Below are 14,564 nucleotides of genomic sequence, written 5' to 3' on the forward strand. Positions count from 1 at the left end.
TCCCTGAGGAGGGCCCCGCATCCAGTGGATGCGGGGCCCTTCCGCTGTCGCGGGGGAGACGCCGGACGGGAGGCACGGGCTGGCCCGCCACGGGCCTCCCATGCCGATCCGGCCCGGTCCTAGACGGAGCGACCGGCGTCGCTGTCGCGACCGCCGGAACCACGGCCGCCCTCGTCGGCGAGCGAGTACAGGCTCAGGACGTTGCCGTCGGGGTCGCGGGCGTCGAACCAGTCGACGGCTCCGTCGACGCACTCGACCGGTCCGACGTCGATCCCGAGGGCGGCGATCCGGGCGTGCTGCGCCACGACGTCGTCGACGCCGAAGCGGACGATGACGGGGTTGTCGTCGGCGTCCGGGTCCTCGAGGAGCTGGATCCAGATGCCGCCGACCTCGTACTCGGCGACGCCCTCGGTGGGCTCGAGATCGGGCTCGACCCGTTCGAACACCGCGCCGTACCAGAGGCAGGAGGCCTCCAGGTCGGTGACGGGCAACCCCACGGTCACGCTCGTGATGTCCATGTCTCATCATGGTCCGTCGATGCCCGGTGCGTCGAGGGGTAGGGCATGCTGTGAGGATGGCGACGCTGCGCGAACGGGTCACGGCTCCGGCTCACCTCGATGTCCCGACACCGGTCGGTGGCCTGACGTTCCGGCCCGCCACGATGGCGGACCTGCCGGAGGTGCACGGCATCGCCCTCGAGTCGGCCGCGGTCGACGAGCCGCACGCGCATCCCTCCACAGAGGACTTCGTGCACCGGCTGTCCACAGAAGGGCTCGACCCCGAGCGTGACACGGTGGTCGCGATCGATGCTGAGGGGCATGTGCACGCCTACGCCATCGTCATCCCGGTCCCGACGCGGGACACCGCTGCCCGGGTCATCCTCGGCGGCTCGGTGCGCCCCGCGCACCGCGGACGGGGGATCGGCCGACGGATGCTCGCGTGGCAGACCGGGCGGGCACGGCAGCATCTCGCCGGGCTCGACCTGGACCTGCCCGGCGCCATCGACCTCACCGCACCGCAGGGGTCGTCGACACTCGCGCTCGCCGCGCACGCCGGACTGCACCCGGTGCGGACGTGGGTCGACATGCAGGTCGTCCTGGACGACGCGGATGCGCCCGGGCGGCAGTCCGTGCCGCCGTTGCCCGACGGGCTCGTGCTGCGCGCGGCGACGGTGGCCGACGTCGAGCCGATGCGGGCGGCCAAGAACGACGCCTTCCGTGACCACTGGGGCTCGCAGCCGATGGTGGAAGCGGACTGGCGCGGGTACCTCACGGCGGAGAAGAGCCGGTTGGACCTGTCGCGCGTCGTGGTGGACGAGCACGGGGACGTCCTGGCCTTCACCGTCGTCGAGTCCGACCCCGGTGCCTTCGCTGCCCGCGGTCGGAGCTTCGGGTACCTCCACTGGGTCGGCGTCGTCCGTCGCGCACGCGGTCGCGGCCTCGCTCCGCTGGTGCTCGGTGCGACCCTCGACGCCGTCCGTGACGCCGGCCTCTCCGCAGCGTCGCTCGAGGTCGACGCCGAGAACCCGAGCGGTGCCGTCGCGCTGTACGAACGGTTCGGCTTCGTCGCCGGGACCGCGACGATCACGACCTCGATGGCCCTCTAGGCTCCGTCCGCGGAACTCGGTACCCCGGGGTACCCCTGTTCTGGGTCCAGTCTGGACCCCGCCGCCCCCTCCTTCTGGGACTGATCCGCGCAGTGACACCGGACGTAGCGTGGTCGAGCGCCGCAACCCTGGCGGCACCCACCGAACCACGCCGATCCGTCGCGCGCGCAAGCAAGGAGGTACAGGGCACATGGCAACCCTGTCCGAGATCCTGATCCTCAACGGCGCCCTCCCGATCGAGTACCTCGACGCGATGACCGGTCACGAAGACGTCGACGAGCAGGCGATCCGCTCACTCGTCGAGCAGGGCGTCGTGAGCGAGGCGCAGTACATCACCGCGCGTGCTGCGTCGCACAACTCGAAGACGGTCCCGCTGACCGACTACCCGGTCGACGGCACGGCCGTCTCGGTCCTGCCCGCTCCGCTCTGCCGTCGGCACTCGGTGCTCGGCATCGGCTTCGAGGGCGAGACCCTCGTGCTCGCGATGGTCAACCCGGCCAACGTCCTGGCGATCGACGACGCACGCACGGCCTCCGGCCGGCCGATCAAGCCGCTGCAGGTGGACGAACGTGACCTGTTGTCCGCCTTCGAACGCTACCTGCGCGCCGACGACGAGCTCAACGACCTCACCTCCTCGCTCGAAGAAGAGGCGCGCACCACCGAGCACCAGGCCGACATCGGCGACGGCTCACTCGACGACGTCCCGATCGTCCGGTTCGTCAACCTGCTCGTGTCGCAGGCGATCCAGGACCACGCGTCCGACATCCACATCGAGCCCGGCGAGCACGAGGTCCGGGTCCGCTACCGCATCGACGGCGTCCTGCACGAGATGAGCCCGGCGCCGAAGAACATCCAGAACGGCGTCATCAGCCGCCTCAAGATCATGAGCGACATCGACATCGCCGAGCGACGGAAGCCCCAGGACGGCCGCATGTCCGTCCGTCACGGTGGACGCCAGATCGACCTCCGAGTGGCGACGTTGCCGACGGTGTGGGGCGAGAAGGTCGTCATGCGGATCCTCGACAACACGAACACCTCGTTGACCCTCAAGGACCTCAACCTGCTCGACCGGAACGCCGCGGCCTACCAGCGCTCCTACTCGAAGCCGTACGGCATGATCCTGGTCACCGGCCCGACCGGTTCCGGCAAGTCGACCACGCTCTACACGACGCTGAACGCCGTCGCGAAGCCCGAGATCAACGTCATCACCGTCGAAGACCCCGTCGAGTACCGGATGGCGGGGGTCAACCAGGTGCAGGTCAACCCGAAGGCCGGGCTGACCTTCGCCTCGGCGCTCCGCAGCATCCTCCGCTCAGACCCCGACGTCGTCCTGCTCGGTGAGATCCGCGACCACGAGACCGCCCAGATCGCGATCGAAGCGTCCCTCACCGGGCACCTCGTGCTCTCCACCCTGCACACGAACGACGCACCCTCGGCGATCACCCGTCTCACCGAGATGGACATCGAGCCGTTCCTTGTCGGGTCCGCGCTCGACTGCGTCGTCGCCCAGCGGCTCGCCCGCAAGCTCTGTGACCGGTGCAAGGTCCCGGCCTTCTACGAGGCCGAGCAGCTCCACGCGCTCGGGTTCCTCGACAGCGCCGACGCCCCCGTGCCCGACTTCTTCGCCCCGATCGGCTGCTCGGTCTGCTCGAACACCGGGTACCGGGGACGCATCGCCCTGCACGAGGTGATGACCGTGACCGAGGAGATCGAGCGCCTCGCCGTGTCCCGGGCCTCGAGCGCCGAGATCAGCCGGGTCGCCCAGGCGCAGGGCATGCTCACCCTCCGCATGGACGGGTGGGAGAAGGTCAAGCTCGGCCTGACGAGCGTCGACGAGATCCTGCGCGTGGTCGCGTAGCCGTGGGAGACGAACAGATGACCGACTCCGTGTACGACCTGAGCCCCGCCGGGGACGAACCCGTCGACGGCTGGCACCCCGGCACCCCCGGTCTCGAGGTCGGTGGACGCCGTGCTGCGCGCCTCGCGCAGGCCGCGCAGCAGTCCCCGGCACCATCCGGGGCACCCGTCGTCCCTGCCCCATCAGCTGCACCAGCTGCACCAGCCACCCCCGTCTACGACCTCAGCGACGACCTCGCCGGCTGGGCCGCCCCGAGTGGCGTGCCGGTCGCCGTCCCCGTCGCGCAGCCGTACGCCGTACCGGCCACACCTCCCGCTGCGGTGCCGCCGTCGACCGCGAGCTACGGGTACGAACCGGACCCGGCTCTCGGGTACCAGGTGACCGAACGGCTGCCGGTGGTGCCTGCGGTCGCCACCACGAACCTCCAGACCGTCGCCGCCCCGCCGGTGCAGATGGTCGCCCCGACGGGCAGCGCCGAGATCAACTTCACGCGCCACGCCCGCGAAGACGCCGACTCCGACCTCGTGACCGCCCTCGCTCAGGTCGTCTACCAGGGGGCGTCCGACCTGCACGTCACCGCCGACGCACCGCCGACCGTGCGCGTCGACGGCTCGCTGCGTCCCGCCGTGCCGGGAGGCCCGTGGGCGCGCAACAAGGTCATCGCCGCCCTCAGGACGCTCATGTCCGCCGAGCAGGCCGCACAGTTCGACCAGGAACAGGAACTCGACTTCGCGTACTCGCTGTCGCCCGAGTTCCGCTTCCGCGTGAACTACTACCAGCAGCGCGGCAACTGGGGCGCGGCCTTCCGCATCATCCCCACCAAGATCAAGACCCTCAAGCAGCTCGGCATCCCCGAGTACGTGGGGGACTTCGCCAAGCTGCCGCGCGGCCTGGTGCTCGTCACCGGACCCACCGGCTCCGGCAAGTCGACCACCCTGGCCGCGCTCATCGACCTGGTCAACGAGACCCGGGCCGACCACATCGTGACGGTCGAGGACCCGATCGAGTTCATGCACGAGCACAAGAAGGCGATCATCAACCAGCGCGAGGTCGGCGCGGACACGCACTCGTTCGCCCGAGCGCTGAAGCACGTGCTGCGCCAGGACCCGGACGTCATCCTCATCGGTGAGCTCCGCGACCTCGAGACGATCTCCGTCGCGCTCACCGCTGCCGAGACCGGCCACCTGGTGTTCGCCACCCTGCACACACAGAGCGCCCCCGGCACCATCGACCGCGTCATCGACGTCTTCCCGCCGCACCAGCAGGGCCAGATCCGCACCCAGCTCGCCGCCACCCTCGAAGGCGTCGTCTGCCAGACCCTCGTCCCCAAGGCCAACGGCACCGGTCGCATCGTGTCCACCGAGATCATGAAGACCACCCCCGCCATCGGCAACCTCATCCGTGAGGGCAAGACGTACCAGATCACCTCGGCCATGCAGGCCGGGCGCGACGCGGGCATGCACACGATGGACCAGGACCTCGCCGAACTGGTCAACGTCGGCACCATCACCCGCAAGGCGGCGCTCGAGAAGGTGCACGACCTCGAGGGCTTCGACCGGCTCGTGCAGCGCGTCGAGTCCCCGTCCGACGCGTCCGCCGACGCCATCGCCGCGAGCGGGATCGACTTCGGCGACAAGTTCTCCGGAGGCTACTGATGTCCCTCGCATTCGACTACCGCGGGCGGGACGGGGCGGGGAAGCTCGTCAAGGGGCGCGTCGACGCCGCGTCCGAAGGTGCCGTCGTCCAGCGCCTGCGTGGCATGGGCGTCTCGCCGATCGCCATCACCGAAGCCAAGGCCGGCACCGGTCTGCAGACCGAGATCAAGATCCCGGGCTTCGAGAAGGGCGTCGGGCTCAAGGACCTGGCGATCATGTCGCGGCAGGCGTCGACGATGTTGTCGTCCGGGCTGTCGCTGCTGCGTGCGCTGACGATCCTGGCCGATCAGACCGAGAGCAAGAAGCTGAAGGACATCCTGGGCAAGGTGCGCGACGAGGTCGAGCAGGGCGTCTCGTTCTCCGATGCGGTCGCGAAGTTCCCGATCGAGTTCCCGCCGATCATGATCAACATGATCCGTGCGGGGGAGACCGGCGGGTTCCTCGACCAAGCCATGGACTCGATCGCGACGAACTTCGAGAAGGAGCACAAGCTCCGGTCGACGATCAAGTCAGCGATGACCTACCCGGTCGTGGTGCTGTGCATGTCGCTGGCATCCGTCGTGATCATGCTCGTCTTCATCGTGCCGATCTTCCAGGACATGTTCTCGAGCCTCGGCGGACAGCTGCCGCTGCCGACGATGATCCTGGTGCAGCTGTCGCACGCGATGCGATGGGGTGCGCCGGTCCTCGTCGTCGTCATCGCCGCCGGATGGTTCTGGTACCGGGCGAACAAGAACACCGATCGTTTCCGCGCATTCCGTGATCCGATCATGCTGCGTTTGCCGATCTTCGGTTCATTGACGAAGAAGATCGTCATCGCTCGGTTCGCACGGAACTTCTCGAACATGATCGGGGCCGGCGTGCCCATTCTGCAGGCGTTGAAGATCGTCGGCGAAGTCTCGAACAACTTTGTCGTGCAGAAAGCCCTCGACCGCGTTTCCGAAAGCGTGCGGAAAGGCGAATCCATCGCCGAACCCCTGGCGCAGGAAAAAGTGTTCCCGACGATGGTGTCGCAGATGGTCGCGGTCGGTGAAGACGCCGGCTCGCTGGAGACCATGCTCGAGAAGATCGCCGTGTTCTACGACTCGGAAGTGGAATCCACCACCGAGGCGTTGACCTCGCTGATCGAACCACTCCTCATCGCGTTCCTCGGTGTCGTGGTCGGCGGCATGATCATCGCGCTGTACCTGCCCATCTTCCAGATCACTTCACTCGTGCACTGAGTACAACTCGTTTCCAACGCCCCCTCCACGGGGGTGTTCTGCCGTTTTCTGCCCCCGATTCTGGGGGTGTTTCACTCAGGGGTTGGCCCCCGTTCTCGGGATTCCGACGGAGAAACGCGCCCAATACGCTGATGACCGGCGACGAGCACAAGCCGGAACCACACCACCCCACCATTTCCCGGATGAAGGAACAACAATGTACTTCCGTCTCATGGGCAAGCTTGACGCTCGCCGCAAGGGTCTCCTCAACGAGAACGAGAAGGGCTTCACCCTGATCGAACTCCTGGTCGTCGTGATCATCATCGGCATCCTCGCCGCGATCGCGATCCCCGTGTACCTGAACGTTCAGAACAACGCGAAGGACGCCTCGGTCAAGTCCGATCTTGCGAACGCGAAGACCGCCGTCATCGCCTACCAAACTGACAACAACGGCAAGCTGCCGGCGGCGACGGACTTCACTTCGGCGACCCTTGGCCAGTACGGCTACACGCAGAGCGACGGCAACGCCTTGACGTACAAGGGCGTCAGCACCACCGCCTTCTGCATCGCCGGGGTCGGGGCGACGACCACGAGCTACAAGATCACGGAGTCCACGGCGGCTGCCAAGGGCACGTGCTGATCTCCTAGCACTAGTCAAAGGGCGGCTCGTCTTGGACGAGCCGCCCTTTCAGTCGAAACGCATCATTCATAGAGGTGGTGACCATGATCAATCGTCTGCAGCGACTGCTGCGCCCGGCCGAGCCTGCGCAACGCGAGGCGGGCTTCAGCATCATCGAGGTCATGGTCGCGATGATGGTCTTCGCCGTCATGTCCGTCGGTATCGCCTACGGCATCGCCAACACTCTGCAGCTCACCCAGACGAGCCGCGGTCGAGAGACGGCCGTGGCCCTCGCTTCGCAGGACATCGACATGCTGCGCCAGACCGCGGCGGCGTCGACGACCGGCATCTTCGACGTGGTCAGCGCGCGCGGGGACGACAACACCTCGACCATCGGCGGGATGACCTACCGGGTCGATCGGAAGGTGTCCTGGGTCCAGAGCGACGGCGCGAGCGGTGCGTGCGGCACGTCCAACGGCAAGCTCGCGTACAAGAGCGTCGTCGAGACGGTGTCGTGGCCGAATCCCCGCGGGGGCTCGAGCTCGACGTCCGTGACCTCCGCGATCGCTCCGAGTGACGCCGTCACCGACCCCGGCTACGGGACCATCATCATCTCGGTGGCCGATGCGTCGGGCGCCCCGTACCCCGGCGTCTCCATCAGCGTCACGCCGGTCGGGGGCGGGACGGGGTCGGCGCTGACGAAAAGCCCGCTGCCCACGGACGCCCAGGGTTGCTCCTACGCGGTCAACGTGGTGCAGGGCGACTACACGGTCACCGCGAACACGCCCGGTGGCATCGACACCGACCAGCAGCAACCCTCGAAGCAGTCGCCGATCTCGGTCACCGCCGGGGCCAGTGCGCCGGTGCCGTTCGTCTACGACCAGGCGAGCACGATGCGCTTCCAGTACGCACCGACGTACAACGCCACCGTGCCGACGAACATGGTGACCACGCTGTCCAGCTCCGTCGGCGGTCTCGATCCGGTGTCGCCGTGGGACACGACCAGCAAGACCCTGCAGATCACCTCGACGACGAACCCGAGCCCGTCCGCGGCGGTGTTCCCCTTAACGTCCGGGTACACCGTCCTGGCCGGTCCGTACTCGAACAGCCTCGACGGCACGAAGAACTGCCTGAGCCCGAGCCCCGCGTCGTGGACGACCCCGAACCCGACGGGCGACGTCGGCGTGGGCACGGCGGTGGTACCGGCACCGGCGGGCGACACCGCGGATGCGCCGGTGATGATGGGCGTCGCCACCGTCAAGGGTGTCAAGGGCCGCTACCTCACCGCCGTCTCGTCGTCGGCCCCCGGCCCGGGGGACCCCGGGTGCGCGGCGGGCATGACGATGAGGTTCCCGGTCGCCGGTGCCGACGTGGCCACCATCGCGCTGCCGTTCGGCACGTGGATCATCTCGTCCGGAACGACCTTCGGGTCGACGACGAAGAACGAGATCGCCTCGAACGCATCGAACGTCGCCCCCGTCACCAACGGCTCCGTCAACCGGAAGACCGCCCTGGTGGTCATCAGCTACGACAACACCCTGACCCTCGACCCCCGGGGGCAGATCCGATGACGCGGTTCCTCCGCCGGCTGCACCGCGGTCAGTCCGGCATCAGCCTCAGCGAGCTCCTCGTGTCGATGAGCGTCGCTTCCATCATCATCATCGCGGTCGGTGGGTTCTTCGTCGCCACGCTCCGTGCGGGGTCTACGAACTCGACGTCCGACCAGAACTCGCGGGTCGCGTCGAGCGTCATGAACTCCGTCACGCGCTACGTGCACGCCGCCAGCCTGCTGCCGAAGGCCGACGGGTCGTCGGTACCGGCCGTCGTCGAGGCCACCCCCACGAAGCTCACCTTCACCGCGTTCATCAACCTCGACGGGAACACGACGGACAAGCCGGTGCTGGTCCGTTACTCGCTCAACAGTGCTCAGCGGGTCGTGTTCGACCAGTGGGACGGCACGGCGACGAACGGCTTCTACTCCTTCCCGGCACCCACGCAGACGCCGACCAGGAGCTTGGTGATCGGCGGGCCGATCGCGTCCCCGACCAGTGACGGGGACGCGCTCTTCACGTACCTCGGTGCCGACGGGAAGGCCGTGGCCACTCCCGCGTCCGGCATCGTCCCGCCGACCGGTCTCGGGACGATCCGGGCGGTCCAGGTGAACCTGGAACTCGGATCGACCACGGCCGGCAAGCCCTCGAACACGCACCTCCAGAACACCCTGTACCTGTTCAACGTCGTCTACGGCACATCCGTCGGGACGACGCCGTGATCCGCCGGCTGATCCGGGTACTCCGGCGGACGCACGACGACGAGCGCGGTGTCGTCCTCGCAAACGTGCTGATCTTCGGAACGGTGATGATGCTCCTCGTCGCGACGATGATCGCCGTCTCCACCTCCGGCGCGGTGAAGTCCGCCGCCGACCGCAACTTCCAGAACGCCATGGCGGCCGCGTACGCGGGCCTCGCCGACTACCAGGCGAAGCTGTCGAACGACAACGGGTACGCGCTGTACGGCAACGCGAACGCGCAGTTCAGCAAGGCGACGGGGTCCTCGTTCACCGGCAACGACTCGAACATCGCCTTCACGAACACCGGGTCGCAGTGGGCGCCGGTGATCGGTTCATCCGACCAGTCCTTCCGCTACGAGGTCGACAATTCGGACTACTCGGCGAAGGGCGTCCTCCGTGTCCGCGTCACCGGGAAGTCCGGTGGGAGCGTGCGCTCCCTCGTCGCGAACCTCAAGGGCGACGGGTTCATCAACTACCTGTACTTCACGAACTACGAGTCGTCCAACCCCGCGTTGACGGGGTCGTCGTGCACGACGGCGTACCAGTGGCAGGCTGGCGTCAGCGGCAAGTGCTCGCCGGTGCAGTTCGCCGGCAGTGACGTCCTGAACGGCCCGATCCGCACGAATGACGTGTTCACCGCGGCGTGCTCGACCACCTTCATGGGCTCGGTCGAACAGCACGACGCGTCCGTGCGGTCCTCCGGCGGCGGCTGCAACGGGGTGTTCAAGGGCGGGGCGCCGTCCATCGTGCCCTACCTCGGACTCCCCGCGCTGAACTCGAACATGTCGCAGGAGACCCGCACCGACATACCCGCGACGGTCCCGCGGCCGGGGTGCCTCTACACCGGTCCGACCCGTGTCTCCTTCTTGGGGAACGGCAACATGACGGTGTGGTCCCCATGGTCGAAGGCGACGCAGGTCAAGGTCTCGAGCTCGACCGGTGAGGTCGTGAAGAGCGACGACATCGCGAAGGCGGCGTCGCTCTGCGGGACCATCGACGCACTGCAGAGCGCGGCGGGTGCCACCATCCCGACCCTGCCCGCGAACCTGATGTACGTGCAGGACATCCCGTCGGCGGCGAACAACGTGAACACCTGGCCGTCCGGCACGATCCCGTCGAAGTACTCGAACACGTACTGCTCCACCGCGGTCACCGTGCAGAGTGGGAAGGTGTCGACCAAGTCGAACCAGCCCTACAGCAACGGTCAGGGTTTCCCGGCCACGAACGAGTGGATCAACACCGGCTCCGCGAACAACTACCGCACGGGCTCTGTGTCGGACACGTACTCCTGCACCGCCGGCGACCTCTTCGTGAGCGGTGGCTTCTCCGGCGCGATGACGATGGTCGCGTCGGGGACCATCTGGGTGACCGGCGACATCACGTACGGCGACCCGACGAACGACATCCTCGGCCTCGTCGGGCAGAACGCGGTCGAGATCTACAACCCTGCGCAGTGCTCCGCGTACCCGACGTCGTTCGGGACGGTCGACTACTCACGCTGCACCAGCGGCGGAGTCGGTCTCCTGAACCGCAGCTACGGAGCCAAGATCACGATCAGTGCCGCGATCGCGAGCAACGCGGGCACGTTCTGGAACCAGAACTACGACATCGGCTCACAGCTCGGCGTCCTCAAGGTCATCGGCTCGATCGCGCAGAACTGGCGTGGGGCGGTCGCGACGACCGGCGGCACCGGTTTCGTCAAGAACTACGTGTACGACCAGCGCCTCCTCACCACGGCTCCGCCGAAGTTCCTCCAGCCGGTGTCGACCTCCTACGGCGTCACGACCCAGGTCGAGGTGCAGTCGGCGTACAAGACCGACGGCTCGTGTGCCACGACCACGACCGGGGTTTGCCGATGACCGCGGCCACCGCCGACGTCACGCCGCTCGTCGTCGTCTTCAGCGGGATCATCGGCATCGTCATCGGCTCGTTCCTCAACGTGGTCGTCTACCGGGTGCCCGCCGGACGGTCGGTGGTGGCCCCCGCCAGCGCCTGCCCGCAGTGCGGCCACGCCATCCGCCGTCGCGACAACGTCCCGGTCCTGTCGTGGTTGGTCCTCCGCGGTCGCTGCCGTGACTGCGGGGCGCCGATCTCGGCACGCTACCCCGCTGTCGAACTGGGCACCGGCCTGCTCTTCGCCCTGGTCGCCGCCGTCGCGTCCCCGGCGACGACCGCCACCGTGCGGGACACCACGGGGGCGGCGCTCCTGTTCGTCGGGCTCCTCTTCCTGATGGCCGTCAGCGTCGCGCTGGCGTTGATCGACCTGGACACCCACACGTTGCCGAACGCGATCGTGTACCCGGCTGCCGTCGTGCTCGTCGTCGTGCTCCTCGGCGCCTCCGTCGCGGTCAGCGACCTCTCCCCGTTCCTGCGAGGGCTCTTCGGTGCAGCCGTCCTGGGAGGCGCCTACCTGGTCCTCGCACTCGCCGTGCCCGGCGGGATGGGGCTCGGCGACGTGAAGTTGGCCGTCGTCCTCGGACTCGTGCTCGCGTACCTCGGATGGGGACCCCTCGCAGTGGGAGCTTTCGGCGCGTTCCTCGTCGGCGGTACGGTCGCGATCGTCCTCCTCGCGCTCGGTCGTGTGCGGCGGAGGGGCGGGATCCCCTTCGGGCCGTCGATGCTCGTCGGGGCGTGGCTCGGGATCGCCTTCGGAGCGCCGCTCTGGCAGGGCTACCTGGGGCTCCTGGGCCTCGCCTGACCTCGTCGACACTGACTCCCTGACCCGACCGAACCACACCAGAACCGAGAGCAGCAGCATGAGCAAGAGCATCGTGGGCGTCGACATCGCCGGATCGTCGATCCGTGCCGTCGAGGTGGCTGACGCGGACCGTGCGCGACCGACCCTGGTCCGTTTCGCCGAGGTGCCGACACCGGAGGGTGCCGTCAGCCGCGGCGAGGTCCTCGAGCCGAACACGGTGGCAGCAGCGCTCCGGCAGCTCTGGAGCATCGGGCGGTTCCGTTCGAAGAACGTGGTGCTCGGGATGGGCAACCAGCGTGTCCTGTCCCGTGACCTCACGGTCCCGCAGGCACCGCTCGCGCAGATCCGCGAGAGCCTGCCGTTCCAGGTGCAGGACATGCTCCCCGTGCCGGTCGGCGACGCGATCCTCGACTTCTACCCGACGTCCGAGAGCCAGAGCGAGAACGGCCCCGTGGTGCACGGCCTGCTCATCGCCGCGATCAAGGACGCCGTCCTCGCGAACGTCCGCGCGGTCCAGCTGGCCGGGCTGAACCCGGTCGGCGTGGACCTCATCCCCTTCGCCCTGACGCGGGTGCTGGTCGGCCGACAAGGGCGCCCGGGAACGGTGGCGCTCGTTCAACTCGGTGCCGACACCACAAGTGTCGTCCTCGCGACGAACGGCATCCCCCAGTTCGTGCGCATCATCCCGAGTGGCGGGAACGACATCACGAAGACGCTGTCCGGGCGGATCGAGATCTCGTTCGACCAGGCGGAGGCGGTCAAGCGGCACCTCGGCCTGGGGCCCGGCGGTCGGACGGTCGACGACGCGCGTGCCGTCGCCGCGACCCACGACGCGGCGAGCGAACTCATCGCGAGCCTCCGGAACACGATCAACTACTTCGCGAACACCCGGCCGGCGGAACCTGTCACCCAGATCGTCCTCGTGGGTGGTGGAGCGAGGCTCATCGGGTTCCGGGAAGCCCTTGCAGAGCAGACACGCATCCCCGTCGACCTCGGGAGTGCCTTCACGGGAGTGGCGACGGCACGGTCCCTCCGGCCAGAGGACGTCGCCGACCACGGTGACGCGATCTGTGTCGCCTTCGGACTCGCAGTCGGGAGCAGAGCAGCATGACCAGCGCGCAGAACAGACCGTTGAACCTGCCGTTCTCCAAGCGTGCGGGACGTGGGCGATCGCAGCCGACCGACGACGCGCCCGCTGCGACGGTGCGGCGGAGCGTCCCGAAGAAACGGCCCGCCGTCTCCGGGCCGCCGATCCGGGAACCCCGTGTCAACCTGCTGCCGATCGAGGTCCACGTCGACCGCCGCGAGCGGACGACCGCTCGACGGGCGTGGATGGGTGTCCTCGTGGCCCTCGCCGTCGTCGTCCTCGCGGCGGGGGCTGCAGTCGCCCACCAACTCGACTCCGCCTCGTCCCTCTCCGCCGCGCAGGAGGCGACGTCGTCCCTGCTCGCGCAGCAGCAGCGCTACTCCGAGGTGCGGAGCGCGGAGGCCGACACCAAGGTCCTCCATGCTGCCCAGGCGGTCGGCGGGTCGACCGAGATCGATTGGGACTCGGCTCTGTCGGGCATCCGCGCGGTGCTGCCCGAGGGCGTCAGCATCTCGGCGATGACGATCGACTCCGCGAGTCCGACGCAGGTCTTCGAGCAGTCGAGCGTGCCGCTCCAGCGCCAGCGCGTCGCGACGCTCTCGCTCACCGTGCGGACCGCGACGATCCCCTCGGTCCCAGACTGGAACGACCGGCTGTCAGCCCTCCCGGGCTACGCCGACTCGACGATCGCCTCGATCTCCCTGAACGCAGACACCGGTGAGTACAGCGCGGTGGTGCAGGTCAACCTGGACGCCGACGCGTACGACGGCAAGTACACGAAGGCGGCCGACCGATGAACAAGAACAAGCTCTCGCTCGTCATCGCCCTCGTGATGACGGTCGCCGTGCTGGCCGGCGGGTGGTTCCTCGGTGTCCAGCCCCAGCTCGCCCAGGCTGCCGCCAACGGTACGCAGCAGGAGACGATCGACAGCACCAACAGGGCCAACCAGTTGGAGCTCGCCCGGTTGGCGAAGGCGTCCGACTCGCTGAGCACGACGAAGTCCGAACTCGCGACTCTGCGGGCTTCCGTCCCGGCGAGCATGGACACGACGCCCTTCCTCAAGGCACTCGACGGTTACGCGTCCGCTGCCGGCGTCGTCGTCACGACGATCACCATCGGTGATGCCGCGCCGTACGAGGCACCGGCCGCGGCTGCCACGCCGTTGGACGCGTCGTCGGCCTCACCGAGTGCGACCCCGAGTGCGACGCCCAGCCCGACGAGCAGCCCGTCGGCCACGCCAGCCGTCCCCAGCGCACCCGTGCCCGTCACGGACGCGGCGATCACCGGCACAGTCTTCACGGTGGTCCCGGTCACCGTCGCCGTCACCGGCTCGTACGACCAGGCACTCGCCTTCACGAAGTCCGTCCAGACCGGCGACCGTCTGTTCCTCGTGAACCGCATCGCGGCCACCGACGTCGACGAGAGCGGCCCGCCGATGACGAGCCAGGCGTGGTCACTGTCCGGCTCCGTGTACGTCCTCGGCGGCACCGCGGACGCCGCCGGCAAGTAGGCGGAGGGCTGCGCCCGCCCGCCCTCCCCGCACCGGGGC

At 68.4% G+C, this 14,564-nt stretch carries 13 protein-coding genes; 12 read left to right on the forward strand and 1 reads right to left on the reverse strand.

Going from position 1 to position 14,564, the window contains the following annotated elements; translation table 11 throughout:
• Positions 1 to 119: 119 nt before the first annotated feature.
• A complete protein-coding gene (locus tag DEI89_RS08925; RefSeq protein WP_110903687.1) occupies positions 120 to 518 on the reverse strand; it encodes a VOC family protein in 399 nt (132 codons plus the stop codon).
• Between the two features lie 56 nt (positions 519 to 574).
• On the opposite strand from DEI89_RS08925, the gene DEI89_RS08930 reads away from it, so the two are divergent.
• The 12 genes from DEI89_RS08930 (at position 575) to DEI89_RS08985 (ending at position 14,525) form a co-directional block, all read left to right on the forward strand.
• Positions 575 to 1,606 (forward strand): GNAT family N-acetyltransferase, encoded by a 1,032-nt coding sequence (locus DEI89_RS08930; RefSeq protein ID WP_181421563.1) that lies wholly within the window; start codon positions 575 to 577, stop codon positions 1,604 to 1,606.
• 190 nt (positions 1,607 to 1,796) lie between these two features.
• Positions 1,797 to 3,464 carry a GspE/PulE family protein gene (locus DEI89_RS08935; RefSeq protein WP_110903689.1) on the forward strand — a complete coding sequence of 556 codons (1,668 nt, stop codon included), beginning with the start codon at positions 1,797 to 1,799 and terminating at the stop codon, positions 3,462 to 3,464.
• A gap of 17 nt (positions 3,465 to 3,481) precedes the next feature.
• Positions 3,482 to 5,119: a type IV pilus twitching motility protein PilT gene (locus tag DEI89_RS08940; protein WP_309146516.1), complete on the forward strand. Its 1,638-nt coding sequence runs from the start codon at positions 3,482 to 3,484 to the stop codon at positions 5,117 to 5,119.
• Positions 5,119 to 6,342 carry a type II secretion system F family protein gene (locus DEI89_RS08945; RefSeq protein ID WP_181421564.1) on the forward strand — a complete coding sequence of 408 codons (1,224 nt, stop codon included), beginning with the start codon at positions 5,119 to 5,121 and terminating at the stop codon, positions 6,340 to 6,342. Before DEI89_RS08940 ends, DEI89_RS08945 begins: the two co-directional genes overlap by 1 nt.
• 196 nt (positions 6,343 to 6,538) lie before the next feature.
• Positions 6,539 to 6,961 carry a type II secretion system protein gene (locus DEI89_RS18240; protein ID WP_110903690.1) on the forward strand — a complete coding sequence of 141 codons (423 nt, stop codon included), beginning with the start codon at positions 6,539 to 6,541 and terminating at the stop codon, positions 6,959 to 6,961.
• Between the two features lie 83 nt (positions 6,962 to 7,044).
• Positions 7,045 to 8,511 carry a prepilin-type N-terminal cleavage/methylation domain-containing protein gene (locus DEI89_RS08955; RefSeq protein WP_146236722.1) on the forward strand — a complete coding sequence of 489 codons (1,467 nt, stop codon included), beginning with the start codon at positions 7,045 to 7,047 and terminating at the stop codon, positions 8,509 to 8,511.
• Complete coding sequence (locus tag DEI89_RS08960; protein WP_110903692.1) at positions 8,508 to 9,212, forward strand: type II secretion system protein J; 705 nt, start codon at positions 8,508 to 8,510, stop codon at positions 9,210 to 9,212. The genes DEI89_RS08955 and DEI89_RS08960 overlap by 4 nt, the downstream gene beginning before the upstream one ends.
• A complete protein-coding gene (locus DEI89_RS08965; protein WP_110903693.1) occupies positions 9,209 to 11,089 on the forward strand; it encodes a hypothetical protein in 1,881 nt (626 codons plus the stop codon). The genes DEI89_RS08960 and DEI89_RS08965 overlap by 4 nt, the downstream gene beginning before the upstream one ends.
• A complete protein-coding gene (locus DEI89_RS08970; RefSeq protein ID WP_110903694.1) occupies positions 11,086 to 11,928 on the forward strand; it encodes an A24 family peptidase in 843 nt (280 codons plus the stop codon). The genes DEI89_RS08965 and DEI89_RS08970 overlap by 4 nt, the downstream gene beginning before the upstream one ends.
• Before the next feature lie 58 nt (positions 11,929 to 11,986).
• Complete coding sequence (gene pilM, locus DEI89_RS08975) at positions 11,987 to 13,039, forward strand: type IV pilus assembly protein PilM (protein WP_110903695.1); 1,053 nt, start codon at positions 11,987 to 11,989, stop codon at positions 13,037 to 13,039.
• Positions 13,036 to 13,812: a hypothetical protein gene (locus DEI89_RS08980; protein WP_110903696.1), complete on the forward strand. Its 777-nt coding sequence runs from the start codon at positions 13,036 to 13,038 to the stop codon at positions 13,810 to 13,812. Before pilM ends, DEI89_RS08980 begins: the two co-directional genes overlap by 4 nt.
• Positions 13,809 to 14,525, forward strand: coding sequence for a hypothetical protein (locus DEI89_RS08985; RefSeq protein WP_110903697.1), 717 nt, complete (start codon positions 13,809 to 13,811; stop codon positions 14,523 to 14,525). The genes DEI89_RS08980 and DEI89_RS08985 overlap by 4 nt, the downstream gene beginning before the upstream one ends.
• Positions 14,526 to 14,564: the final 39 nt, after the last annotated feature.

It is taken from the genome of Curtobacterium sp. MCBD17_030 (assembly GCF_003224255.1).
Classification (GTDB): domain Bacteria; phylum Actinomycetota; class Actinomycetes; order Actinomycetales; family Microbacteriaceae; genus Curtobacterium.